Origin of the sequence: Marinobacter sp. ATCH36 (assembly GCF_023555055.1) — a bacterium.
Lineage (GTDB): Bacteria > Pseudomonadota > Gammaproteobacteria > Pseudomonadales > Oleiphilaceae > Marinobacter.
On sequence record NZ_JAMJPL010000001.1, the window covers coordinates 1,163,988 to 1,189,233 of the forward strand.

The following is a 25,246-nucleotide window of genomic DNA, read 5'->3' on the forward strand; positions in this document are numbered from 1 at the left end:
CCTTGAGTACACCAGCCATCCTTGCACTCGCAGACGGAAGCCTGTTTTACGGCACCGCCATTGGCGCTGAAGGGGAAACCAGCGGCGAAGTGGTGTTTAACACCGCCATGACCGGTTACCAGGAAATCCTGACTGACCCATCCTATTCCCGCCAGATAGTCACCCTGACCTACCCCCACATCGGCAACACCGGTGTGAACGAAGAAGATATCGAGTCAGATCGTGTCCAGGCTGCCGGCCTGATAATCCGCGACCTGCCCCTGATGGTGAGTAACTGGCGAAGCACCGGCTCACTGCAGGACTACCTGCTGGCCAACAATATTGTCGGCATTGCCGACATCGACACCCGCCGTCTTACGCGCATCCTGCGGGACAAGGGCTCCCAGAACGGTGCCGTGGTTGCCGGCGCGGACGCCACCGCCGACCGCGCCCTGGAACTGGCCAACGCTTTCCCTGGCCTCAAGGGCATGGACCTGGCGAAAGAAGTTACCACCGGGAAAACCTGGACCTGGAGCCAGAGCGAGTGGAATATTGAGAGCGGTTACGGTGAGCGCACCGAGTCGAAATTCAAGGTGGTTGCCTGGGACTACGGCGTAAAGCTCAACATCCTGCGCATGCTGGCAGGCCGGGGCTGCGACATCACCGTGGTGCCGGCCCAGACGCCCGCCTCCGAAGTGCTGGCGATGAATCCGGACGGCATTTTCCTGTCCAACGGGCCGGGCGACCCCGAGCCGTGTGACTACGCCATCAACGCCATCCGCGACGTGCTCGAAACCGAGATTCCGGTATTCGGCATCTGCCTTGGCCACCAGTTGCTGGCCCTGGCCAGTGGGGCAAAGTCTATCAAGATGGGCCATGGACACCACGGTGCCAACCATCCGGTCCAGAACCTGAAAAATGGCACGGTGATGATCACCAGCCAGAACCATGGCTTTGCGGTGGATGAGGCCAGCTTGCCTGATAACCTGGAGGCTACCCATAAATCCCTGTTTGATGACTCCCTGCAGGGCATTCGCCGCATCGACAAGCCGGCCTTCAGTTTTCAGGGCCACCCGGAAGCCAGCCCGGGCCCTCACGACGTGGCGCCGTTGTTTGATGAATTTATTCGCCTGATGGAGGCACGTTGATGCCAAAGCGTACCGACATTAAAAGCATACTGATTTTGGGCGCCGGCCCCATCGTGATTGGCCAGGCGTGCGAGTTTGACTACTCCGGAGCACAGGCCTGCAAAGCCCTGCGCGAAGAGGGTTACCGGGTAATCCTGGTTAACTCCAACCCGGCGACCATCATGACCGATCCGGTAATGGCCGATGCCACCTACATCGAGCCGATCACCTGGAAAACCGTCGAAAAGATCATCGAGAAAGAGAAGCCGGATGCCCTGCTGCCCACCATGGGCGGCCAGACGGCACTGAACTGCGCGCTGGAGCTGGAAAAGCAGGGCGTGTTGGAAAAGCACGGCGTGGAAATGATCGGCGCCAACGCCGACACTATCGATAAGGCCGAGGACCGCGACCGCTTCGACAAGGCCATGAAGAAGATTGGCCTGGAATGTCCCAAGGCCAACTTTGCCCATTCCATGGCGGAAGCCTGGAAGGTTGCTGACGAAATCGGCTTTCCCTGCATTATCCGCCCGTCGTTCACCATGGGCGGCTCCGGTGGCGGCATTGCCTACAACCGCGACGAGTTTGAAGAAATCTGTACCCGTGGTCTGGACCTTTCTCCGACCAATGAACTGCTGATCGACGAATCCCTGATTGGCTGGAAAGAATACGAAACCGAAGTGGTCCGCGACAAGAATGATAACTGCATCATCGTCTGCACTATCGAGAACTTTGACGCCATGGGTGTGCACACCGGGGACTCCATTACCGTAGCGCCGGCGCAAACCCTCACCGACAAGGAATACCAGATCATGCGTAACGCCTCGCTGGCGGTGTTGCGTGAGATTGGTGTGGAAACCGGTGGCTCCAACGTGCAGTTTGGTGTCAATCCCGATAACGGCCGCATGGTGGTTATCGAGATGAACCCCCGGGTCTCCCGTTCTTCGGCTCTGGCGTCCAAAGCCACCGGCTTCCCCATTGCCAAGGTGGCGGCCAAGCTTGCGGTGGGCTACACCCTTGACGAGTTGCGGAACGAGATTACCGGTGGCGTCACTCCGGCCTCGTTCGAGCCCAGTATCGATTATGTGGTCACCAAGATTCCGCGCTTCACCTTCGAAAAATTCCCCCAGGCGGATGCGCGCCTGACCACCCAGATGAAATCCGTGGGTGAAGTGATGGCCATCGGCCGTACCTTCCAGGAGTCGCTGCAGAAAGCCATGCGAGGCCTGGAAGTGGGTTCCGATGGCTTTGAAGAGAAAGTGGATCTGGATACCACCAATGGCCAGGAAATGCTTACCCAGGAATTGAACGTTCCCGGCGCCGAGCGGCTGTGGTACATAGGTGATGCCTTCCGCGCAGGCATGACTGTCGATGATGTCTATCGCAACACCCACGTCGACCCCTGGTACCTGGTTCAGATCGAAGATCTGATCCGCGAGGAAAATACCCTCAAGTCTGCCGGCAAGGCGGATATTGACCGCGGCACCCTGTTCCGTCTCAAACGTAAGGGCTTCTCTGACGCCCGTCTGTCGAAACTGCTCGGCATTTCAGAAGTCAGCCTGCGCAAGCTGCGGCACGATCTGGACATTCGCCCGGTCTACAAGCGGGTCGACACCTGTGCGGCCGAGTTTGCCTCCTCCACCGCTTACATGTATTCCTCCTATGAAGAAGAGTGCGAGGCGGTCCCGTCTGATCGTGAAAAAATTGTGGTCATCGGTGGCGGTCCCAACCGTATTGGCCAGGGTATCGAGTTCGACTACTGCTGTGTTCACGCCGCGCTCGCCATGCGCGATGACGGCTATGAAACCATCATGATCAACTGCAACCCGGAGACGGTTTCCACCGACTACGACACCTCCGACCGCCTCTATTTCGAGCCGGTCACCCTGGAAGACGTGCTGGAAATCATCAACGTTGAAAAGCCAAAGGGCGTCATTGTCCAGTACGGCGGCCAGACCCCGCTGAAACTGGCCCGTGGTCTGGAAGCCGCAGGCGTACCCATTATCGGCACCAGCCCGGATGCCATCGACCGTGCCGAGGACCGGGAACGGTTCCAGCAGATGATTGGGCGTCTTGGCCTGGTCCAGCCGGAAAATGCCACCGTGCGCAGCCATGAAGAAGGCATTGTGGCGGCCAGGGAGATCGGGTATCCGCTGGTGGTTCGTCCGTCTTACGTGCTGGGCGGCCGTGCCATGGAAATTGTCTACGATGAGGAAGAGTTGGTTCGCTACATGCGCAATGCGGTGCTGGTCTCCAACGATAGCCCGGTCTTGCTGGACCACTTCCTGAATGCCGCCATTGAAGTGGATATCGACGCCATCAGTGACGGCAAGGATGTGGTCATCGGCGGTATCATGCAGCATATTGAACAGGCCGGGGTACACTCCGGTGACTCCGCCTGCTCCCTGCCGCCCTACACCCTGTCAAAAGAAGTGCAGGATGAAATGCGTGAAGCGGTGCGCAAGATGGCGATCGAGCTGGATGTGATCGGCCTGATGAACGTCCAGCTGGCGTGGCAGGACGGCCAGATTTACGTGATTGAGGTAAATCCGCGGGCCTCCCGCACGGTACCGTTTGTCTCCAAGGCCATCGGGGTTTCCCTGGCCAAGGTGGCAGCGCGGGTCATGGCTGGAAAGACATTGGCAGAGCAGGGTTTCACGCAGGAAATCGTGCCGACACACTTTTCTGTCAAGGAGTCGGTGTTCCCGTTCAACAAGTTCCCGGCTGTGGATCCCATCCTGGGGCCGGAAATGAAATCCACCGGTGAGGTGATGGGTATTGGCGACAGTTTCGATGAAGCTTTTGCCAAGGCCGCTCTGGCATCCGGTGAGCGTCTGCCAATTAAAGGCACGGCGTTTATGTCGGTCCGTGACGTCGACAAGCACGGGGCCGCCAAGGTGGCGCAGGACCTGGTTGACGCCGGCTTCAAGGTAATTGCTACCACCGGTACGGCCAAAGCTCTAAAGGAGGCAGGCATTACCGTTGATCGGGTGAACAAGGTCCGTGAAGGTCGTCCGCATATTGTGGATGCCATCAAGAATGGTCAGGTCCAGCTGATTATCAACACCACTGAAGGGCGCAAAGCTATTTCAGACTCGGCACAGATTCGCCAGTCTGCCTTGCAGTCCAAAGTGACCTATACAACAACCCTGGCGGGCGGTGAAGCGTTCTGCAGGGCAATTATGTTTGGTCCTGAACGCACTGTGCGTCGTCTTCAGGATCTACACGCAGGAAAGTAAGACTATGGCTGACAGAGTACCAATGACAAAAGCGGGTGAAATCCGCCTCCGCGAGGAGCTTAAGAAGCTGAAGTCAGAAGATCGCCCCCGGGTGATCGCCGCTATTTCCGACGCCCGTGAACACGGTGATCTGAAAGAAAATGCGGAATATCATGCTGCCCGTGAGCAGCAGAGCTTTATCGAAGGCCGCATCCAGGAAATCGAGGGCAAGCTGTCGGTTGCCCAGGTTATCGACGTCAATACCATAGAGTACACCGGCAAGGTGATCTTCGGTACCACGGTGCGGCTGCTGAACGTGGATACGGATGAACAGGTGACCTATCAGATCGTCGGTGAGGATGAAGCCGATATCAAAGCCGGGAAGCTGTCGATTTCCTCGCCAATCGCCCGTGCATTGGTGGGAAAGAGCGAGGGAGATGTGGTGGCAATTCGGGTGCCCTCAGGGACAGTTGAGTACGAAATCGAGCAGGTAGAGCATATCTGAGGCTCAGTGTTTCTGGCGCAGCAGGTTCGAGAGCTTCGGGTTCGGCTTCTGCGCCCGACGCATGATCACCGCAATCTTACCGATGGTCTGCACCAGTTCTGCGCCTGAAGCTTCGCACAAAGCGGTAACCGCTTGCTGGCGAGCTTCGCGGTCCTGACTTGCGACTTTGATCTTGATCAGCTCGTGGTCGTTCAGGGCGCGTTCCAGCTCTTCCTGAAGCCCCTCGGTCAGGCCCTTGTCGCCAACGATAATGACTGGCTTCAGGTTGTGGGCGATACCCCGGTACTCCCGGCGCTGTTCTGGCGAAAGACTCATTATGTAATCTCTTTATGGATGCAATTAACAAAACGTCAGCGGCTAATCGATCACCGCTTCCCTATAATGAGGCGATTGTAACAGATCGCCCGTGGGGTGAAATGGCAGTTACCACGTATCAGGATGGTATGCCTTCCGGCTGAAGGAACGTTTCGGTTGTGTCCGGGTCAAATCTTTCCGGGTGGTCATTGGGTAGATGTTGTAATTTCAGATATGGCACCCACTATGGGTGTATAGCGGATATTGATATTCCCGGCGCCAGTGCTCCATACGGATGGGCCGATTCTGGTGGACGGGCGTACAATTGGTGTAAGGTGTCAGAAAAGGCTTTCTCCTGACGGGGCAATCCTTCAATTCACAGGTGACGATCCTTGAACGATATGGCAAAAAATCTGGTTTTATGGCTAATTATAGCCGCCGTGCTGCTGATGGTATTTCAGAATTTTACTCCTACCACCAGCGGACAGCAGGTCAATTATTCTCAGTTCGTGGAAATGGTACAGGACGGACAGGTCCGTCAGGTCACCATTGACGGCCTGGAGGTTCAGGGTACCCGTGGTGACGGATCCCAGTTCCAGACAATCCGGCCGCAGCTGTCTGATGACAAGCTGATGGACGACCTGCTCGCTAACCAAGTGGAAGTTATTGGTAAGGAGCCGGAGCGCCAAAGCCTCTGGACGCAGTTACTGGTAGCTGCCTTCCCGATTCTTATTATCATCGCGCTGTTCGTGTTTTTCATGCGGCAGATGCAAGGCGGTGGCGGCGGCAAAGGGCCGATGTCCTTTGGTAAAAGCAAAGCGCGCCTGATGAGTGAGGATCAGATCAAGACCACCTTCGGTGACGTCGCCGGGGTGGACGAAGCCAAGGAAGACGTGAAGGAGCTTGTGGACTTCCTGAGAGATCCAAGCAAGTTCCAGCGCCTTGGCGGTAGCATTCCCAAGGGTGTGCTCATGGTCGGCCAGCCCGGTACCGGTAAGACCCTGCTTGCGAAGGCAATCGCTGGCGAGGCCAAGGTGCCGTTCTTCTCTATCTCTGGTTCCGACTTTGTGGAAATGTTTGTTGGCGTGGGTGCGTCCCGTGTCCGCGACATGTTCGAACAGGCCAAGAAGCAGAGCCCCTGCATTATCTTTATCGACGAGATCGATGCGGTTGGCCGTCATCGTGGTGCCGGTATGGGCGGTGGCCACGACGAGCGTGAGCAGACCCTGAACCAGTTGTTGGTCGAAATGGACGGTTTTGAGGGCAACGAAGGCGTAATCGTCATCGCCGCCACCAACCGTCCGGATGTGCTGGATCCGGCGCTGCTTCGCCCGGGCCGCTTCGACCGTCAGGTGGTGGTCAGTCTGCCGGACATCATTGGCCGTGAGCAGATCCTCAAGGTGCACATGAAGAAAGTGCCTCTGGCCGATGGCGTGGAGCCGCAGTTGATTGCACGTGGCACACCCGGATTTTCAGGTGCGGATCTGGCCAACCTGGTTAATGAGGCAGCCCTGTTTGCAGCCCGCCGTAACCAGCGCCTGGTATCGATGGAAGAGTTTGAGCTCGCCAAAGACAAGATCATGATGGGCGCTGAGCGCAAGTCCATGGTCATGAGCGAGAAAGAAAAGCGTAATACTGCCTATCACGAGTCTGGCCACGCCATTGTCGGGCGCCTGATGCCCGAGCATGACCCGGTCTACAAGGTGAGTATTATTCCCCGCGGCAGGGCACTGGGTGTCACCATGTTCCTCCCGGAGGAAGACAAGTACAGCCACAGCAAACGTTTCCTGATCAGCTCTATCTGTAGCCTGTTCGGTGGCCGTATCGCCGAGGAGCTGACTCTGGGTTTCGATGGTGTCACTACCGGTGCTTCCAATGACATCGAGCGGGCAACCAGTCTGGCTCGTAACATGGTCACTCGTTGGGGCCTGTCTGAGAAGCTCGGCCCGCTGCAATACGATACCGATAGTGAAGAGCCGTTCCTGGGCCGCTCTGCCGGCCAGGCACAGACAGTCTACTCTCCGGAAACGGCGCAGCGAATCGATGAGGAAGTTCGCAATATCATCGACAGCTGCTACGAGAAAGCGAAGCAGCTACTCGTTGATAATCGTGAAAAACTCGATTTGATGGCCGAAGCTTTAATGAAATACGAAACCATTGATCGTCACCAGATTGATGACATCATGGAGGGTCGCGAGCCCCGCCCGCCCAAAGGTTGGGGTGATAGTGGGCCTTCAGGTGGGGTGCCGTCTGAAGAACCAGAGCCGGCGCCGGCTCCGAAAGGTTCGGATGACGGCCGTCAGCCAGGTGTTGGTCGCCCCGCCGGTGAGCACTGACACGGTATAATGCCGCGCCAGAGATCATCAATTCATTTACGCCGCCCCGTCCGGGGCGGCGTTTGTTTTTGCAGGTTGCACTGAAGGTCGCTTATGCAGATGAACTTCGCGGGCCGAGCGCTGGATATGTCCGGCTGCCATGTCATGGGAATACTTAACGTAACGCCCGACTCGTTCTCCGACGGCGGCCGCTATAACCAGGTGAGTGCTGCCCTGGCCCGAGCTCGTGAGATGGCGTCAGACGGTGCGGTCTTTATCGATGTCGGTGGGGAGTCCACACGGCCGGGCGCAACCCCGGTACCGGTGGAGCAGGAGCTGGAGCGGGTTTGCCCGGTGGTGGAAGCAATTGCCCGTGAGCTCGATGTCATTGTGTCGGTCGATACCAGTTCACCGCAGGTAATGGCCGAAGTAGCTAAGCTGGGCGCGGGTATGATCAACGACGTCCGGGCGCTGCAGCGAACAGGGGCGCCGGAGGTAGTTGCGGGCGCCGATATTCCGGTCTGTGTGATGCACATTCAGGGCGAGCCGGATACCATGCAGAACGATCCTCGTTACCGCAATGTGCGACGGGAGGTCAGCTCGTTTCTTACCGAGCGAATGCGGGTTATCGAAAAGGCGGGGGTCCGGCCTGAGAATATCATTCTGGATCCGGGTTTTGGCTTCGGGAAGTCTCCCCGGCATAATCTGCAATTGTTGGCCTCGCTGGAGCAGCTGCAGCTGTTGGGGCATCCGGTGTTGGTGGGGCTGTCCCGCAAAAGCATGCTGGGGCATATCACCGGCCGTGATGTCAGTGAGCGCTTGCCCGCGAGTCTCGCTGCCGCGACAATATCGGCCATGAAGGGCGCGTCGATTATTCGCGTTCATGATGTCAGGGAAACAGTCGATGCCGTTAAAGTAGTAATGGCAATGGAGGAAGCTGGACAATGAGTGACAGAAAATATTTCGGCACGGATGGTATCCGGGGGCGGGTTGGCGAATACCCGATCACCCCTGATTTCATGCTGCACCTGGGTTGGGCAGCAGGGCAGGCGTTCAAGCGCGAAGGCCAGCGAAACAGTGTGCTTATTGGCAAGGACACGCGGCTGTCGGGTTACATGTTCGAATCTGCTCTGGAGTCCGGTTTGTCCGCGGCCGGAGTTGATGTGAAGCTGTTGGGCCCGATGCCGACACCCGCCATTGCCTACCTGACTCGCACTTTCCGCGCTTCCGCCGGAATTGTGATCAGTGCGTCTCATAACCCCCATGAAGACAACGGTATCAAGTTTTTCTCTCCGGCCGGAACCAAGCTGGATGATGCCCTTGAAGCTGAGATAGAGCGCTGGTTGGACAAACCTATTGAAGTCTGTGGTCCCGAAGAACTGGGAAAGGCATTCCGGGTCGATGACGCCCCCGGTCGTTACGTGGAATTCTGTAAGAGCACGGTACCAAACGAGTTCGGTCTGGAGGGTCTTCATATCGTGCTGGACTGCGCCCATGGTGCAACCTATCACGTCGCCCCCAAGGTTTTCCGGGAACTGGGAGCAAAGGTTTCAGTCGTCGGCGGCGACCCGAGTGGCCTGAATATCAACCTGAATGTCGGGTCCACCCACCTGGATACCCTGAAAAAAACGGTTCTTGAAGAGAAGGCCGATCTCGGGATTGCCTTTGACGGAGATGGTGACCGGGTGTTGATGGTGGATCGTGATGGAACCGAAGTGGATGGGGATGAACTGCTTTTTGTCATTGCCACCCAGCGACACGCTGCCGGCACCCTCAAGGGTGGCGTCGTCGGTACGCTGATGACGAATCTGGGGGTTGAGCTGGCCCTGAAAGAGCAGGGTATTGATTTTGAGCGTGCCAAGGTGGGTGATCGCTATGTTATGGAACGGCTGATCGAAAAGGGTTGGCTGCTTGGTGGCGAAGGTTCGGGCCATATGGTGATTCGTGACTGCACCAGCACCGGTGACGGCATAGTGTCGGCGCTGCAGGTATTGTTGGCTATCAGTCGTGCGGGAACCCCCCTGGCGGACCTTCGTCAGCGCATGAGCAAGTTGCCGCAGAAAATGATCAATGTGCGTGTGGATAAGCGGTTTGATCCCCTCGGGCGAGAGGATATTGTCAGCGCTGTGGCGGCGGCGGAAGCCAGGCTTGGTGGTGGGGGGCGAGTGTTGCTGCGGGCCTCTGGCACCGAGCCGTTGATCCGGGTAATGACCGAAGGGCAGGACGAGGCGGAAATTGTAAAGATTGCCGAGGAACTTGCTGTTGTTGTAGGGAATTCCCGGGCCTGACTTTGTGCCCGGGTGCAGTTGTCTGCTGTAAAAGACTGCTGTATAGTTCGTCCTCCCTCGATTCAGGGATTGTTTATGCGCCGTAAGATCGTCGCCGGAAACTGGAAGATGAACGGGTCGAAAGACCTTGTTAACCGTCTGGTCGGACAAGTCCGGTCAGGCTTGGCACCGCTTGATAATGGTGTGGAGGCTGTTATTATTCCTCCCGCCCTGTTTGTCGGCGATGTTATCAGTGAGACGGGCGGTGAGATTGCCGTTGGCGTCCAGAATATTGCCTGTTGGGATTCAGGTGCCTACACCGGGGAAATTTCCGCGGGGATGGCCAAAGACTCCGGATGTGATTATTCCCTTGTGGGGCATTCAGAGCGCAGGCAGCTGTTCGGCGAAACTGATGAGCAGGTGTCTGTAAAGGTTGCCAGGGCATTGGCTTCAGGGCTGGACGCAGTCATATGCGTTGGTGAGACCCTTGAAGAGCGTGAAGCGGGCAAAGCCGAGGACGTCGTATCGGCCCAGGTTCGTAAGGCTGTTTCGGAAGTTGATGGCGGGCAGTGGCAACAGGTTGTGATCGCTTATGAGCCAGTATGGGCCATAGGGACCGGAAAGACCGCCACCGCCGAAGATGCCCAGGCCATGCATGCTGCTATCCGCGCCGTGCTGAAGTCCTTGGGAGCACCGTCGGAACAGATATCCCTGCTTTACGGCGGCAGTGTAAAAGCAGATAATGCTGCGGCACTTTTCGCTCAGCCGGACATTGATGGCGGGCTGATCGGCGGCGCATCGCTGGATGCAAAAGAATTTGTAAGTATCTGCCGGGCTATGCCTGGCAAATCCTGAAAGTTAAAGGTTCGCGAAAGCCATTGGCAAGAGCCATTAACAAGTCATTAGAGAGTCATTATGGATTGGGTCGAAACGCTGGTAGTGGTTCTCCACGTGGTCATCGCGGTGACACTGGTGGGGCTGGTACTGATTCAGCAGGGTAAGGGTGCAAACGCTGGCGCCGCATTTGGTGGCGGAGCTTCCCAGACAGTATTCGGCAGCGAGGGCAGCAGCAGTTTCCTGGTTCGCGCAACGACCTTGTTGGCCATCGTATTCTTTGTAACAAGTTTTTCGCTCGCTGTGTTTGCTAAACAGCGCGCCGAAGTTGCTGGTGAGGCTGGAATTCCACAGGTGCAGGAATCTCCGGCTGGCGAGTCAGCAGCTGCAGAAGCAGAAGCGGCGAAAGAGAGCGAAACCGAGGGCGGGGACGATAATGCGCTCCCCGACCTCGAGTAAGGTTGTTTGCCCAGGTGGTGGAACTGGTAGACACGCTATCTTGAGGGGGTAGTGGCGAAAGCCGTGCCGGTTCGAGTCCGGCCCTGGGCACCATATAGAAGAAAAGCGGCTTGGAATTACCAGGCCGTTTTTTTGGTCAGTCCTTGACCAGTAAGGCCGGCGTCTCTATACTCCGGCGGATATTGGAGCGGGCTCCGGGCGCAGTTTGTCCTGCCGGTTCCAGGCAGGCCAGGTGTCTGTCAGCAGGGGAGGTTTTATGTTTGGTGTTATCCTCTGCGAGTTCTTGCAACAAAGAGCCCCACTTTATCGGGGCTTTTTGATTAAGGGGCCTGGCGCATCAGGCCCTGGTGCGTAAAAAGGGCTGATGATCAGCCCTTTTTTTGTTTTTGGGGTCGAAAAAACGAGTAATGGAGACTGAATAACCTTGTCAGCCAAGTTGAAGCAGCTGGAAGAAATACTCAGGCCGATAGTGGAAGGTTTGGGCTACGAATTCTGGGGCATTGAATTCCGATCTCAAGGGCACCATTCCCTGTTGAGAATATTTATTGACGATGTCGAAAACGGCATCGGCATTGAAGACTGTGAAAAAGTCAGCCGCCAGGCGAGCGGTGTAATGGATGTGGAAGACCCCATTCAGACAGAATATACCCTCGAAGTCTCGTCTCCGGGCATGGACCGGCCGTTGTTCCGACTGGAGCAGTATGAGGCATTCGCCGGCCATCAGGTCCAGATCAAATTACGGATGGCATTTGAAGGGCGTCGCAAGTTTCAGGGCCTGATCAAGGGTGTTGAGGGCGAGGACGTTGTCGTGGTTGTTGATGACCATGAGTACCTGTTGCCGTTCGACAGCATCGAGAAAGCCAACATCGTTCCGGTATTTGAGTAAGCCAGTGGACGCAAAGTTTATTTTAAGGGCAGGGCAATCCAATGAGTAAAGAGATCTTGCTGGTGGTTGAATCCGTCTCGAACGAAAAAGGTGTCGAGAAGGATGTGATCTTTGAAGCAATCGAGCTGGCACTCGCCACCGCTGCCAAAAAACGTTACGACGACGAGGAAGCTGATATCCGCGTTTCCATTGATCGTCGCACCGGCGAATACGACACTTTCCGCCGCTGGCTGGTCGTTGATAACGACGCCGTACCTGCGCTTGGCACCGAGCTGACCATGCAGGAGGCCGAGGAAATCGACGAGAACCTCCGGCCCGGTGACATCCACGAAGAAAAAGTGGAGTCCGTCGCTTTCGGGCGTATCGGTGCCCAGGCGGCCAAACAGATTATTTTCCAGAAAGTTCGGGAAGCCGAGCGTACCAAGATTGTCGACAGCTATCGTGACCGTGTGGGCGAACTGGTCTCTGGTACCGTAAAGAAAGTGACACGGGACAACGTCATCGTGGATCTGGGTGCCAACGCTGAAGCTTTGTTGCCCCGTGAGCATCTGATTCCGCGGGAGACATTCCGTATGGGCGACCGGGTTCGGTCCCTGCTGCAGGAAATCCGTACTGATCATCGCGGCCCTCAGCTGATCCTGAGCCGTACCGACCCCCAGATGCTGATCGAACTGTTCCGTATCGAGGTCCCGGAAATTGCCGAAGAGCTGATCGAAATTCGTGGTGCTGCCCGGGATCCCGGTTCCCGCGCCAAGATCGCTGTGAAAACCAACGATCGCCGAATTGATCCGGTGGGTGCCTGTGTTGGCATGCGCGGTTCACGGGTACAGGCGGTGTCCAATGAGCTGGGTGGCGAGCGCGTTGACATCGTGCTCTGGGACGATAACCCTGCCCAGTTGGTGATCAACGCCATGGCGCCGGCGGAAGTTGCTTCCATCGTGATGGATGAAGACCGTCACACCATGGAGGTGGCTGTTGCTGAAGATAATCTTGCCCAGGCAATCGGCCGCAACGGGCAGAATGTTCGCCTGGCGACGGATTTGACGGGCTGGACTCTTAACGTGATGACAGAGGAAGAAGCCGGTCAGCGTCAGGAGCAGGAATATAACACTTTGCTGGAGCACTTTACTGGCAACCTTGATGTGGACGAAGAGTTTGCCGGAGTTCTCATCGAGGAAGGATTTACCTCCATTGAGGAAGTGGCGTACATCCCCATGGAGGAGATGCTCGCTATTGACGGTTTTGACGAAGAGACCGTCACCGAATTGCGCCGCCGTGCCAAGGATGCCCTGCTGAACCAGGCCCTGGCCAGTGAAGAGGCGCTTGAGGGCGCGGAGCCCGCAGAAGATCTTCTGGCAATGGAAGGCATGGACCGGGGGCTGGCGTTCAAGCTGGCCGGCATGGGTATTCGTACCATGGAAGATCTTGCAGAGCAGTCGGTTGATGATCTGATCGACATTGAAGGTATGGAAGAAGAGCGTGCCGGCCAGTTGATTATGGCTGCACGCGCCCCCTGGTTTGAAGACCAGGCTTAATCGGGAGGAGGACCAGTATGGCTGATGTAACGGTAAAACAACTGGCCGCAGATGTAGGCGCTCCCGTGGATCGTTTGCTGCGACAGATCGTGGAGGCTGGCCTGAAAGCCCGCTCCGAAGAGGACTCTGTTACCAGTGATGAGAAGCAACAGTTGCTGACCTATCTGAAAAAGAATCACGGTGAGAGTGAAGCGGAACCGAAGAAAATCACTCTCAAGCGCAAGACAACAACCACGCTGAAAGCGGGCCGTACCAAAACGGTCAATGTTGAGGTTCGCAAGCGCCGTACCTATATCAAGCGCGCCGAGCTGGAGCCGGAAGCGGCGAAGCAGGAAGAGGCTGCTGCAGAGCAGGTCGTAGAAGCGCCGGAAGAGACGCCAACAGTCACGGCCGAGCAGGCACAACCCGCTGAGGCTCCAAAGCCGGAAACGCCTGTATCTGAGGCACCGGCAGAAGAAACGCCTGCTGAAGAAAAGCCGGCGGAAAAAGAACAGCCGGAAGTGGCTGCCAAGCCGGAGCCGTCACCGGTCCCTGCGCCGGAAGACATGCCGATCCCTCCGCCTGAAGAGGGCGAAGGCAAGGATCGCAAGCCGAAGAAAAAGAAAGAGAAAGCCCGTGAGCGCGGTGAAGAGCCCGAGGAGGGCAAGCCCAAGAAGAAGTCCGCTGGTCATCGCGGGCCCCGCAGCCGTCCGGTAGAAGAACCTCTGGTTATCAATGAAGAGGAAGAAGACACCACGCTGCGCAAGCCACTTCGCGCGAAAAAGAAACCCAAAGAGAAGCGTCACGCTTTTGAGAGGCCGACCAAGCCAATGGTAAGAGAAGTCGATATTCCCGAGACGATCACAGTGGGCGACCTCGCCCAGCGAATGGCCGTCAAGTCAGCCGACGTCATCAAGAAACTGATGGGCATGGGAGTAATGGCGACGATCAACCAGGCCCTGGATCAGGAAACCGCTGTTCTGGTGACTGAAGAGCTTGGTCACAAGGCGAATACGGTCAGCGAGGATGCGTTCGAGGAAGAGGTACTGAGCGAGTTCTCCTTCGAAGGCAAGGAAAAGACCAAGCGGGCACCGGTCGTCAGTGTGATGGGTCACGTTGACCATGGTAAGACGTCACTGCTGGATTACATTCGCCGCACCAAAGTGGCCTCGGGTGAGTCCGGTGGTATTACCCAGCATATCGGTGCTTACCACGTGGAAACTGACCAGGGCATGGTGTCTTTCCTTGATACACCTGGTCACGCTGCCTTCACGGCGATGCGTGCGCGGGGCGCCCAGTGTACCGATATCGTGGTCCTGGTGGTTGCAGCCGATGATGGCGTGATGCCACAGACCAAGGAGGCCGTCCAGCACGCGCGCTCCGCCGGTGTGCCCATCGTGGTTGCCATTAACAAGATGGACAAGGAAGAAGCTGATCCTGACCGCATCAAGACCGAGCTGGCTGGTATGGAAGTGATTCCGGAAGACTGGGGCGGTGACGTCCAGTTTATCGAGGTATCCGCTCATACGGGTGAAGGTATTGAAGATCTGCTCGAGGCATTGGTGCTTCAGGCAGAGATCCTTGAGCTCGAGGCATCTCCGGATGCGCCGGCGAAGGGTGTGGTCGTTGAATCCAGCCTGGAGCGTGGCCGTGGCTCCGTAGCCACTGTGCTGGTCCAGAATGGCACGCTGCGTCAGGGCGAAATGGTTGTTGCCGGTTCCTTCTTCGGTAAGGTTCGCGCCATGACCGACGAGGCCGGAAAACAGGTCAAGGAAGCCGGGCCTTCCATTCCGGTGGAAATCCTGGGCCTGAACGGCACCCCGAATGCCGGCGACGAGTTCTTTGCCGTGGCCGACGAGAAGAAGGCCAAGGAGCTGGCGGAATTCCGCCAGACTCGCGAGCGGGAGCAGCGTCTGCACAAGCAGCAGGCAGCCAAACTCGAAAATCTGTTCGAGAACATGGGCAAGGACGAGGTCAAGACCCTCAATGTGGTTCTAAAGACCGACGTTCGTGGTTCCCTGGAAGCCATTACCAAGTCCCTGCAGGATCTTGGTAACGACGAAGTGCAGGTGAAGATTGTGTCTTCTGGCGTCGGTGGTATTGCCGAAACAGACGTGAGTCTGGCCATGGCCACCAACGCGGTTATCTTCGGCTTTAACGTGCGCGCTGATACCGCGTCCAAGCGTCTGGTAGAACAGGAAGGCCTGGATCTGCGCTATTACAGCATTATCTATAACCTGATTGATGACGTGAAAGCGGCCCTGACCGGTATGCTGGCACCTGAATACCGCGAGGATATCGTGGGTATCGCCGATGTGCGTGACGTGTTCCGTTCACCGAAGTTTGGCCAGGTGGCCGGCTGCATGGTGATTGAGGGTAACGTATACCGTAACAAGCCGATCCGTGTCCTGCGGGATAACGTGGTTATCTTTGAGGGCGAGCTGGAATCCCTGCGCCGCTTCAAGGACGACGTACCCGAAGTCCGCAACGGCATGGAATGTGGTATCGGTGTTAAGGGTTACGACGTCAAAGTCGGTGACCAGATCGAGGTGTTTGATCGCATCCGGGTCGAGCGCAAGCTTGAGTCTACGGGGGCCTGATGCCAAGAGAGTTCAGCCGGATTGATCGCATTGGCGATCAGATGCAGCGAGAGCTGGCCCAGCTCATCCAGCGGGAAGTCAAAGACCCGCGGGTGGGTATGGTCACGGTCAATGCCGTCAAGGTAAGCCGTGACCTGGGCTACGCGGATATTTACGTGTCCCTGCTCACCACCGAAGAGCTGACCGAGGAATCGCCCGAAGTGCGGGATTCCCTGGCGGTATTGAACAAGGCGTCCGGTTTCCTGCGTGGTCAGGTCGGCCGTGCCATGAAGTTGCGGGTGACGCCCCAGTTGCGCTTTCACTTCGATTCGTTGCTCGGCCACAGTCGCCACATGGATAACCTGATTCGAGAAGCTGTTGGCGACAAGCCTGCCGTTGATCGCGATGATGATCCGGAGCGAGACGCTTGAGTCGTCGTCGCAAAGGTCGTGACGTTAACGGTATTCTGGTTATCGATAAGCCGATGGATATTACGTCCAATGGCATCCTGCAGCAGGTAAAGCGTCTGTTTGGTGCGGCCAAGGCGGGCCATACCGGCGCCCTCGACCCGCTGGCCACCGGGGTGCTGCCGCTGTGTTTTGGCGAGGCGACGAAGTTTTCCCAGATGATGCTGGACAGCGACAAGGCCTACATCGCTACGGCACGCCTGGGTATCCGCACGGAAACCGGCGACAGCGAAGGCGCGGTGGTGGCTGAAAAGCCGGTGCCACCGGGGTTGGATGCAGAAGCCCTGGAACCGGTTCTCGACCAGTTCCGTGGTGATATCCAGCAGGTGCCGTCCATGTACTCTGCGCTCAAGCATAAGGGTCGTCCCCTGTATGAATACGCAAGGGAAGGTATCGAAGTGGAGCGTCCTTCGCGCCCGGTTACTATATACGAGCTGAAGCTGCTGGAGGTGCGCGAGACCGAGATCGATATTGCGGTCAGTTGCACCAAGGGCACTTATATCCGTTCGCTGGTGGAGGATATTGGTGAAGCGCTGGGTTGTGGTGCTCATGTGACGGCTCTGCGCCGGACAATGGCCTCTGGCTTTTCTCTGGCAGATGCCTGTGAGGTCACTACCCTAGAATCGATGCGTGAACAGGGTGAGAGTCTCGACGGCCTCCTTGTCGCTCCCGATGCGGCGTTGTCCATGTTCCCCGAGCAGGAGCTGGATGGCAGTGCGCTGGTATCGATATTGAACGGACAAACAGTTAGAATATCTGGTCAGCCAGTCGAAGGGTACGTTCGCCTTTATGGCAACGGGCGCTTTGTCGGGCTGGCTGAAGGGTTTCCGGAAGGGGAGGCCACCAAACTGGTGCCTCGTCGTCTGGTTAAGAGTGGCTAACAACCGTTTTGCAATGGTTGTGGCTGATTAGCCGGGCTGTAGAGATGCGTGGTTCGGCTGAATTCGATAGCATCGCAACAATAGAGGTGAGTTATGGCACTTTCTGCCGCCGAGAAAGCACAGATCGTTAAGGATTTTCAGCAGGGTGATGGTGATACAGGTTCTCCTGAAGTTCAGGTTGCACTGTTGAGCTACAACATCAACAAGCTGCAGGATCACTTCAAGACCAACAAGCAGGATCACCATTCCCGCCGTGGTCTTATCCGGATGGTCAACCAGCGCCGCAAGCTGCTGGATTACCTGAAGCGCAAGAATGCAGACCGCTACCTGGAAATGATCCAGCGTCTGAATTTGCGTCGCTAGTCTGGTTGTACTTAACGGCCGGCGGGGCATTGGCCTCGCCGGTTGTGCTTCTCCCCTGCATCGTGTCTGTCAATGAACCCTGAAGAAACTCCCTGTCGTATTGGAAAGTTGAAATTGATAGCAGGTTGTTGAAAAGCCCGGCGCGAAGGTAGCGCATTCTCATTCTGGCCCGGGATTTTGCAACAGCCTGTTAGCTTTCAGACGGGTTGCTCTTCAGTTCATCAGTTCAGATGTTGGTGCAGTTTTAACGGGTAGCCCGCATGGGTGGGTTATCTGAGTCAATTTGAAACGATGAATTCAGGAGTTACCGTGGATCTTAATCCCGTAAAGAAAACCTTTGAACTCGGCGGCAAGACCGTCACCATCGAAACCGGCCGTATTGCACGCCAGGCTACCGGCTCCGTTCTGGTTACCATGGACGACATCTCGGTACTCGGTACTGTGGTTGCCGCGAAGGAAGCCAAGCCGGGCCAGCCGTTCTTCCCGCTGACCGTTAATTACTTCGAGAAGACTTACGCCGTGGGCAAAATTCCGGGTGGCTTCTTCAAGCGTGAAGGCCGTCCGTCCGAGAAAGAAACCCTGACCTCGCGCCTGATCGACCGTCCGATTCGTCCGCTGTTTCCCAAAGGGTTCATGAACGAAACCCAGGTTATCCTGACAGTAATGTCTTCCGACAAGAATCAGGATCCGGATATTGCCGGTATGCTGGCGGCTTCTGCAGCCCTGGCTATCTCAGGCGTACCGTTTGACGGCCCGATTGGCGCATCCAGGGTTGCGTACACCAACGAGCGTGGCTACTTCCTGAACCCCACCTTCGAAGAGCTGGAAACCTCACTGCTCGACATGGTGGTTGCCGGTACCCAGGACGCGGTTCTGATGGTTGAATCCGAAGCCAAGGGCCTGTCCGAAGACCAGATGCTGGGTGCTGTTCTGTTTGGCCACCAGGAAATGCAGACAGCGGTTACCGCCATCAAGGAACTTGCAGATGAAGTCGGCAAGCCGCGCTGGGATTGGCAGCCAGAGCCGGAGAATACCGAGCTGCTGAATGCTGTCAATGCCGAAGCCGCCGCGGGCATCGAAGAAGCCTACGGTATCCGCGACAAGATGGAGCGTTATGCACGTCTGAGCGAGATCAAGAGCGCGCTGGTCGAAAAACTGGCCGGCGAAGAGGAAGGCCAGCCTTCCAAAGATGACGTCAAGAAGTACTTCGGTATAGTTGAGAAAACCATCGTTCGTAATCAGGTTCTTGACGGCAAGCCGCGCATTGACGGCCGTGATAACAAGACCGTTCGCCCCATCGAGGTTGAAGTTGGTGTTCTGCCCAGTGTTCATGGTTCAGCCCTGTTCACCCGCGGTGAGACCCAGGCTATTGTGACCACTACCCTGGGTACAGCGCGCGACATGCAGATCATCGATGCTCTGGAAGGCGAGAAAAAGGATCCGTTCCTGTTCCACTACAACTTCCCACCGTACTGCGTCGGCGAAGCTGGCCGTGTCGGTACCCCGGGCCGTCGTGAAATTGGCCACGGTCGTCTGGCGAAACGTGGTGTGGCTGCGGTTATGCCTTCCATGGAAGAATTCCCGTACACCATCCGTGCGGTTTCCGAGATCACTGAATCCAACGGCTCCAGCTCCATGGCGTCTGTCTGTGGTTCCAGCCTGGCGCTGATGGATGCCGGTGTGCCCATCAAGGCACCGGTTGCCGGTATCGCCATGGGTCTGGTCAAGGAAGGCGAGAAGTTCGCGGTTCTGACCGACATCCTGGGTGACGAAGATCACCTCGGCGACATGGACTTCAAGGTGGCCGGTACCTCTGACGGTATCACGGCGCTGCAGATGGACATCAAGATCCAGGGCATCACCGACGAGATCATGGAAATTGCTCTCGACCAGGCCAATGCTGCACGTATGCACATCCTGGGTGAAATGGCGAAAGTGATTTCCGCGCCGCGCAAAGAGCTTTCAAGCCGTGCGCCGAGCATCACCTCCATCAAGATCAATCCGGAGAAGATCCGCGACGTGATCGGCAAGGGCGGCTCGATGATTCGCTCAATCTGTGACGAGACCGGTGCTTCCATTGATCTGGATGACGACGGCAACGTGAAGATTTATGCCGACAATCTGGATGCCGCCAAGGCTGCGATGAAGAAGGTGATGGAAATCACTGCGGAAATCGAGGTTGGTGCGATCTACAGCGGTCGTGTTGAGCGCATCGTGGACTTCGGTGCCTTCGTCAACATCCTGCCTGGCAAAGATGGCCTGGTACACATCTCTCAGATCTCCGAGCGTCGCATTGAGAACGTCACTGACGAACTCAGCGAAGGCCAGGAAGTTCTGGTGAAGGTGCTGGACGTAGACAACCGTGGCCGCGTGAAGCTGTCCATGAAAGAAGTGAAGGAAGGCGAGCAGCCCACGGACCTCTCCGCGCTGTAAGTTGAATCCGATAAAAGAACCCGCCACTCTCTCGAGTCTGGCGGGTTTTTTTATCTCCAGGCCTACTAGTTGAGTGCAGCGTCCATCGCAAACAGGCTTTCAAAACACGCCACGTAAATACGTCCCTGTAGGGCTCGGTCGCGCCATCCCTGGCGCTCCACGGTTTTGCAAGCCTGTTCGCGATAGACGCCCAGACTTTTACTCACCATTCGCATCCATAAACCCGAGCAACGCTGCCTGATACCCCGGAATCACAAACGTAGCCCCATGCCCCGTATCCGTCCTTAAAAATCGCTTGGGCTCTTCCGCCGCTTCAAACAACTGCTCACCATGATGGAACGGAATAATCCCGTCGCGCTCACTGTGAATCACCATCACCGGCACCGGGCTGATGTCGCCGATACGCTCGTCGGTTTCGTACTCGTCGGTGATGGTCCAGCTCAGGGGAATCTGGAACGGCCAGGTGAGCCAGAATTCGCCCAGTTTTTCCCGGGCAATGGCGCGGAATCCGTTGAAGGTGCCGTCAAGGATGACGCCGTCCAGGGGGGGATGTTCGTTCCGGGTTACCCATTCACTGGCGAGCGCAGTTCCCAGTGCGCCACCGAGGCTCTGGCCCAGCAAAAATAGCGGCTGGTTTTCGGCGTCTGGCTGGTTGGTCAGCCATCTGAGGCCCGTCTCTGCGTCGTGCAGGGTGCCTTCTATGTCGGGTGCGCCGGTGGAGCGCCCGTACCCACGGTAGTCGATCAGAAATACGTTGTAGCGCCTCTCGGGCAGCCAGGCGACGTTCATAATGTGGCTGCTGATGTTCTGGGCGTTGCCGTGAAGAAAGTAGACCGTGCCCTTGGCTTCGGACTGCGCTGGTAGCCACCAGCCATGGAGGGTTTCGCCGTCGGGGGTATCAATGTAGACGTCTTCGTAGTCCAGGTTCAGGCGGTCCGGGGTGACGTAGGTGACTTGGTCGGGATAGAAAAACACGCTGCTGCACCCGGTCTGCAGCAGCAGGGAGAGGGCGGCGGTGATGCCGGCCAGTGTTCTCAGAAGTACGCGTGGAGTCCGAGTTGCCATGTGCTGCGGTACCTGTCGTAGTGGTCTTCACGGGCGAATTTTGCGAACAGGCCGAAGTCCCGGCCGAAATGCCAGTTGCCTTCAAGGTAGGCCTGGTCCTGGCGATGCTGGCTGCTGACGATCCAGGCTTTGGTTTTTATGCCACCCAGCAGGCTGAACTGGTTGTTCTGGTGGAATATTCCCAGGTCGGCGCCGGGTGCGGCGTCGTATCCCCGGCGCAGGTCGTCGTCAATTTCAAGGTCGGCGGTGGCCATGGCGAAGACCTGGGTGCCGCTGGCCAGCTGCCAGCTGCCACCGGCACCGCCATCCAGGTAGGGCGTGAATACGCGGTTGGTTTCGGTATCGGTTCGGCGGCCACCGAAGCTTACCTGCCAGGACAATGGCGAAAAAAACTGGTTGCGGGGTGATAGGGAACGGATTTCCACACCAGTTAGCTGTTCAATCTGCAGCTCGTCGTTGTCGGTGTATAGCCGGGTATCCAGCCGCAGGAACTGGAGCTGGGCGCCGCCACGATAGCCGGCCGGTGGGTCCAGTATGTCGTGGTAGGCCGGGCGTAGTGTCAATTCAGTAAAGTTACGATCCCCCAGTTGCCCACCGCTGAGGCTGGCACGAAAGGTGTCGTGGCCCTGGTCATCACGAATGGCGGGTTCAGGAGGACCGCTTTGCGCCGCTACTCCGCGGATCTGGCTGCGTTCCCGCAGGAGATTATGGGACAGGGGGGCTGCATGTTCCCGTGGCCAGCCGTCGGCCTCGCTCTGATAACGAACATAATCGTAGGTGGTGTCCAGCACACGGGCGCGCTCTTTATCGCTCAGTGTTCTTACTTCTGGCGCATCCGCATCCACGTAACCGTTGGCGATAGCAGCGGCCAGCGTTTGGTGGTCGTCGGGAAGGGAGTCAATGCGATGGCTGACACTGGTTGCCGCGGAGGGGCGATAATACACCTCTTCAACAAGCCCCCGGTCCACCACCCAGCGCACGGTATCCGAGGGAATGGCATGGGTGCTGACTTCATCCAGCAGGTCAGTGCCGGGGCGGGCTACGTCTATCAGTGCCAGCAGCCGGTAAGCGCAGTTTTCATCGAAGAAATAATAGTCGAAATTGCGGTCGCGGATCTCCCAGGTGTGGGCCAGCATCATGTCTACTTCCGGCTGGGTCAGATTGAGCTGATATTCCCACAGGTCCCGATGCTCAATATCCGAATACAGGCGGATCTTTTCGTAGTAGGGCTGGATGGACGTAATTCCCGGGTAGCCGCCAAAGATCCCTTTATAGGCAAACAGAATCTCGCTGTCGTGGGCAGCAGCGTCGGCGGCGTAGGAAATCGTGTTGGCGAGGATCAGGTTGGTTTCCTCGTCTTCCCGGGGTGGGTCGAGACGCAGGAAGGTGTGGCCAAACATCGATGACGGGCTGTTCAGGTACGATGCGGCAAACACCAGTGTCACGGTTTCGGTATTCAGCTCATCCGCCCAATCTTCGAAAGCGGGGCAGTCTGCCGGTTGCTGCGGCAGGTCCAGTTGCTGTCTCAGCCAGCGATCCCTGGCCGGAAAGTGGCAGCGGGCGTGGTCGTCCCCATCTCCGGGCTGGGTAATGGCTCTCAGTGTGGCGTCAAGTTCCGCCTTTGGTGAAGTTTTGCCAGTGTCACTGAGGAAGAAGTCGTCATCATCTGCCTGACTGGTATAACCATCACCGAAACGGTCGGGTTGATAGTGTATAAGCGTGTGCCAGGCGGGGTGTTGGTGAAGGTCTCCGGCATTCGGGAGTGGGTCGGCGTATGCATGATAACTTGTTGCCAGCCAGAGCAGGGCCAGCGCGAACCGAAGCGAAATGCGCATGGATGGTCAGTCAGTTCCGGGTGAAAAAGGGTGGATGTCCGGGTAGCGGTTGCGCCGTCCCTGGCGCATTGTTTCCTGTTCAAGGCTGGAAAATCAGGCTGCTACATACTTGCTCAGCGCCTCATCCTTTTCCAGCAGCGCTACGATCGCATCAACCGCCTCACCAGAAGTGGTGTCAGATGACGGGAAGATGGTTGCAAAGTTGTCCTGGAGAGCTTTGCGGAAAGAGTCGCGATCCGCTTCATCTACACCCAGCAGCACTGCGAGAGTTTCCAGGTTCTCACCAGAGCCCCGGGACATGTCGCGGGCTACCTTGTCGATGTTGCTTTCCATGTACATGGCCATGGACTGAACAGACTGGTTGGTCTGACAACCCAGGGTGCCGGTGGTCATACCAAAGGTCTGGTTACCGAAGGTACCGTTGGTGGTTGCTGCCAGAACGTGGGGCGCGATACCTGACTGTCCTTTCCAGATCATGGCACCAACGCCACAGCCGGGCTGGGCGAATGCGAGGGTAGAAGCACCCATGAGCAGTGCACCTGCGATCAGTTTTTTCATTATCCACTCCTTGTTTAATTTAGCTGTCGTCGCAAACGCGCCATATCCGCTGAGGGGGTCCCCGGAAGCCGGCGCGCTAACGGCCCTGACTGATTTCCCGTGGAGACAGGTCGACCGTTGACTCTGAGTATAGTTCATATACCAGGAAGGCAAATTACAAACGCGCTGAGTGATTGATTTGGCCTACAAAGTCAAAGTGTGTTCAGCCGCCAAGATAGGCATTCTGAACATCCGGGTTGGCCAGCAGGTTCTTCCCGGTATCGTGCAAACGGATGCGTCCGGTTTCCAGCACGTAGCCCCGATCTGCCAGGTTCAGAGCCTGGTGCGCGTTCTGCTCCACCAGGAATACGGTAATCCCTTCCTCGCGCAGCTTGCCGATGATCTCGAAGATCTGCTTGATGACCAGCGGTGCCAGTCCCAGCGACGGTTCATCCAGGATGATCATGTTTGGCCTGCTCATCAGCGCCCGCCCGATGGCGAGCATCTGCTGCTCGCCGCCGGACATGGTACCGGCACGCTGGTGTTCGCGTTCTTTCAGCCGTGGAAACAGTTCGTAGACGTGTTCCTGGCTCTTGCGGATTTCCGATTTGGTGTTGAAGAAACCGCCCATATGGAGGTTTTCCTCGACAGTCAGGCCGGAAAACACGCGCCTGCCCTCGGGCACGATGGCAATGCCCGAGCGCATGATGTTGGACGTCATGTCACGGGTAATATCCCGCCCCTGCAGAATTACCCGGCCAGACGTGGCCTGGGGATTGCCACAAACGGTCATCAGCAGCGTGGTTTTGCCGGCGCCATTGGCGCCGATCAGGGACACAATCTCACCTTTCTTGACTTCAACGGAGACGCCATGGAGCGCCTCAATCTTGCCGTAGTGGGTATGGACATCTTCTAGTACAAGCATGGTTCTTCCTCAGGCCTCACCCAGATAGGCTTTGATAACGTCATCGTTCCGGCGAATCTCATCCGGTGTACCGCTGGCCAGGGGGCGCCCCTGGTTGATCACATTGATGCGGTCGGAGATATCCATCACCAGGCTCATATCATGTTCAATCAGCACCACGGAAACGTTGTAGTCTTCCTTGAGGCTGATAATCAGTTGATTGAGGTCTTTCGTTTCGGCGGGGTTCAGGCCGGCAGCAGGCTCGTCCAGCATCAGCAGCTTAGGCTCGGTGACCATGCAACGGGCTATTTCCAGCCTTCTCTGCTGGCCGTAGGCGAGGTTGCCCGCGTCACGGTTGGCCATATCCATCAGCCCGACCCGGTCCAGCCAGTAGGCCGCCCGGTCCAGGGACTTCTGTTCCTTTTCGCGGTAGTTCGGTGTTTTAAGAATACCAGAGAGCAGGTTGGTGTTGAGATGTCGGTGCTGAGCGACCAAAAGGTTTTCCACTACCGTCATGCGGCTGAACAGCCTCACGTGCTGAAAGGTCCGTACCAGGCCAAGGCGGGAAATCTTGTAGTCAGGCTTGCCCTGAATTTCTTTACCCTCGAACAGGATTTTGCCACCGGTCGGCTTGTAGAAGCCGCTCATGCAGTTAAAAACGGTCGTTTTGCCGGCCCCGTTGGGGCCGATAATTGCCACGATTTCATGTTCCTGTACGTCCAGCGACACCTGATCCACAGCCAGGAGCCCGCCGAAGCGCATCGACAGATTCTGTACTTCAAGCATT

At 57.1% G+C, this 25,246-nt stretch carries 21 protein-coding genes and 1 tRNA gene; 16 read left to right on the forward strand and 6 right to left on the reverse strand.

The window, feature by feature from the left end:
- Positions 1 to 2: 2 nt before the first annotated feature.
- Genes carA through greA form a run of 3 tightly spaced genes read left to right on the forward strand, consistent with a single transcriptional unit; the run spans position 3 to position 4,826 of the window.
- Positions 3 to 1,127, forward strand: a complete 1,125-nt coding sequence (gene carA, locus M8010_RS05220) for a glutamine-hydrolyzing carbamoyl-phosphate synthase small subunit (protein ID WP_250089424.1) — start codon at positions 3 to 5, stop codon at positions 1,125 to 1,127.
- A complete protein-coding gene (carB, locus tag M8010_RS05225) occupies positions 1,127 to 4,342 on the forward strand; it encodes a carbamoyl-phosphate synthase large subunit (RefSeq protein ID WP_250089425.1) in 3,216 nt (1,071 codons plus the stop codon). Before carA ends, carB begins: the two co-directional genes overlap by 1 nt.
- 4 nt (positions 4,343 to 4,346) lie before the next feature.
- Entirely contained in the window at positions 4,347 to 4,826 is a 480-nt protein-coding gene (gene greA / locus M8010_RS05230) for a transcription elongation factor GreA (protein ID WP_250089426.1), read from the forward strand.
- Positions 4,827 to 4,829: 3 nt separating this feature from the next.
- Here the strand turns inward: greA and yhbY are convergent, their stop codons facing one another.
- The gene (gene yhbY, locus M8010_RS05235) at positions 4,830 to 5,141 is read right to left on the reverse strand and encodes a ribosome assembly RNA-binding protein YhbY (protein ID WP_250089427.1); all 312 of its coding nucleotides are present in this window, start codon (positions 5,139 to 5,141) and stop codon (positions 4,830 to 4,832) included.
- A gap of 371 nt (positions 5,142 to 5,512) precedes the next feature.
- Between yhbY and ftsH the strand changes: the two genes are divergently transcribed.
- The 13 genes from ftsH (at position 5,513) to pnp (ending at position 20,118) form a co-directional block, all read left to right on the forward strand.
- Entirely contained in the window at positions 5,513 to 7,456 is a 1,944-nt protein-coding gene (gene ftsH, locus M8010_RS05240; protein ID WP_250089428.1) for an ATP-dependent zinc metalloprotease FtsH, read from the forward strand.
- A 93-nt stretch (positions 7,457 to 7,549) separates the two neighbouring features.
- Positions 7,550 to 8,383, forward strand: coding sequence for a dihydropteroate synthase (folP, locus tag M8010_RS05245; RefSeq protein WP_250089429.1), 834 nt, complete (start codon positions 7,550 to 7,552; stop codon positions 8,381 to 8,383).
- Entirely contained in the window at positions 8,380 to 9,723 is a 1,344-nt protein-coding gene (glmM, locus tag M8010_RS05250) for a phosphoglucosamine mutase (RefSeq protein WP_250089437.1), read from the forward strand. The genes folP and glmM overlap by 4 nt, the downstream gene beginning before the upstream one ends.
- A gap of 75 nt (positions 9,724 to 9,798) precedes the next feature.
- Positions 9,799 to 10,557 carry a triose-phosphate isomerase gene (tpiA, locus tag M8010_RS05255; protein WP_250089439.1) on the forward strand — a complete coding sequence of 253 codons (759 nt, stop codon included), beginning with the start codon at positions 9,799 to 9,801 and terminating at the stop codon, positions 10,555 to 10,557.
- A 60-nt stretch (positions 10,558 to 10,617) separates the two neighbouring features.
- Positions 10,618 to 10,995: a preprotein translocase subunit SecG gene (gene secG, locus M8010_RS05260; RefSeq protein WP_250089441.1), complete on the forward strand. Its 378-nt coding sequence runs from the start codon at positions 10,618 to 10,620 to the stop codon at positions 10,993 to 10,995.
- Between the two features lie 8 nt (positions 10,996 to 11,003).
- Positions 11,004 to 11,088 (forward strand) — tRNA-Leu (locus M8010_RS05265).
- A gap of 331 nt (positions 11,089 to 11,419) precedes the next feature.
- Positions 11,420 to 11,881 (forward strand): ribosome maturation factor RimP, encoded by a 462-nt coding sequence (rimP, locus tag M8010_RS05270; RefSeq protein ID WP_137435813.1) that lies wholly within the window; start codon positions 11,420 to 11,422, stop codon positions 11,879 to 11,881.
- A gap of 41 nt (positions 11,882 to 11,922) precedes the next feature.
- Positions 11,923 to 13,416, forward strand: a complete 1,494-nt coding sequence (gene nusA / locus M8010_RS05275) for a transcription termination factor NusA (RefSeq protein WP_250089444.1) — start codon at positions 11,923 to 11,925, stop codon at positions 13,414 to 13,416.
- A gap of 17 nt (positions 13,417 to 13,433) precedes the next feature.
- Entirely contained in the window at positions 13,434 to 15,995 is a 2,562-nt protein-coding gene (infB, locus tag M8010_RS05280) for a translation initiation factor IF-2 (RefSeq protein WP_250089446.1), read from the forward strand.
- The gene (gene rbfA / locus M8010_RS05285) at positions 15,995 to 16,405 is read left to right on the forward strand and encodes a 30S ribosome-binding factor RbfA (protein WP_250089453.1); all 411 of its coding nucleotides are present in this window, start codon (positions 15,995 to 15,997) and stop codon (positions 16,403 to 16,405) included. Before infB ends, rbfA begins: the two co-directional genes overlap by 1 nt.
- A complete protein-coding gene (gene truB / locus M8010_RS05290) occupies positions 16,402 to 17,322 on the forward strand; it encodes a tRNA pseudouridine(55) synthase TruB (protein WP_284047940.1) in 921 nt (306 codons plus the stop codon). The genes rbfA and truB overlap by 4 nt, the downstream gene beginning before the upstream one ends.
- Positions 17,323 to 17,415: 93 nt before the next feature.
- Positions 17,416 to 17,685, forward strand: a complete 270-nt coding sequence (gene rpsO / locus M8010_RS05295; protein ID WP_250089454.1) for a 30S ribosomal protein S15 — start codon at positions 17,416 to 17,418, stop codon at positions 17,683 to 17,685.
- A gap of 309 nt (positions 17,686 to 17,994) precedes the next feature.
- Complete coding sequence (gene pnp, locus M8010_RS05300; RefSeq protein ID WP_250089456.1) at positions 17,995 to 20,118, forward strand: polyribonucleotide nucleotidyltransferase; 2,124 nt, start codon at positions 17,995 to 17,997, stop codon at positions 20,116 to 20,118.
- A 198-nt stretch (positions 20,119 to 20,316) separates the two neighbouring features.
- On the opposite strand, the gene M8010_RS05305 is transcribed toward pnp, so the two are convergent.
- From M8010_RS05305 to livG, 5 genes are all read right to left on the reverse strand, one after another.
- Complete coding sequence (locus M8010_RS05305) at positions 20,317 to 21,183, reverse strand: alpha/beta hydrolase (RefSeq protein ID WP_250089458.1); 867 nt, start codon at positions 21,181 to 21,183, stop codon at positions 20,317 to 20,319.
- Positions 21,153 to 23,018, reverse strand: coding sequence for an Lnb N-terminal periplasmic domain-containing protein (locus M8010_RS05310; protein WP_250089460.1), 1,866 nt, complete (start codon positions 23,016 to 23,018; stop codon positions 21,153 to 21,155). Before M8010_RS05310 ends, M8010_RS05305 begins: the two co-directional genes overlap by 31 nt.
- 93 nt (positions 23,019 to 23,111) lie before the next feature.
- Positions 23,112 to 23,576, reverse strand: a complete 465-nt coding sequence (locus M8010_RS05315) for a DUF3015 domain-containing protein (protein WP_250089461.1) — start codon at positions 23,574 to 23,576, stop codon at positions 23,112 to 23,114.
- Positions 23,577 to 23,778: 202 nt separating this feature from the next.
- Complete coding sequence (locus M8010_RS05320) at positions 23,779 to 24,480, reverse strand: ABC transporter ATP-binding protein (RefSeq protein WP_250089463.1); 702 nt, start codon at positions 24,478 to 24,480, stop codon at positions 23,779 to 23,781.
- Positions 24,481 to 24,489: 9 nt separating this feature from the next.
- Positions 24,490 to 25,245, reverse strand: a complete 756-nt coding sequence (gene livG / locus M8010_RS05325) for a high-affinity branched-chain amino acid ABC transporter ATP-binding protein LivG (RefSeq protein WP_250089464.1) — start codon at positions 25,243 to 25,245, stop codon at positions 24,490 to 24,492.
- Position 25,246: the final 1 nt, after the last annotated feature.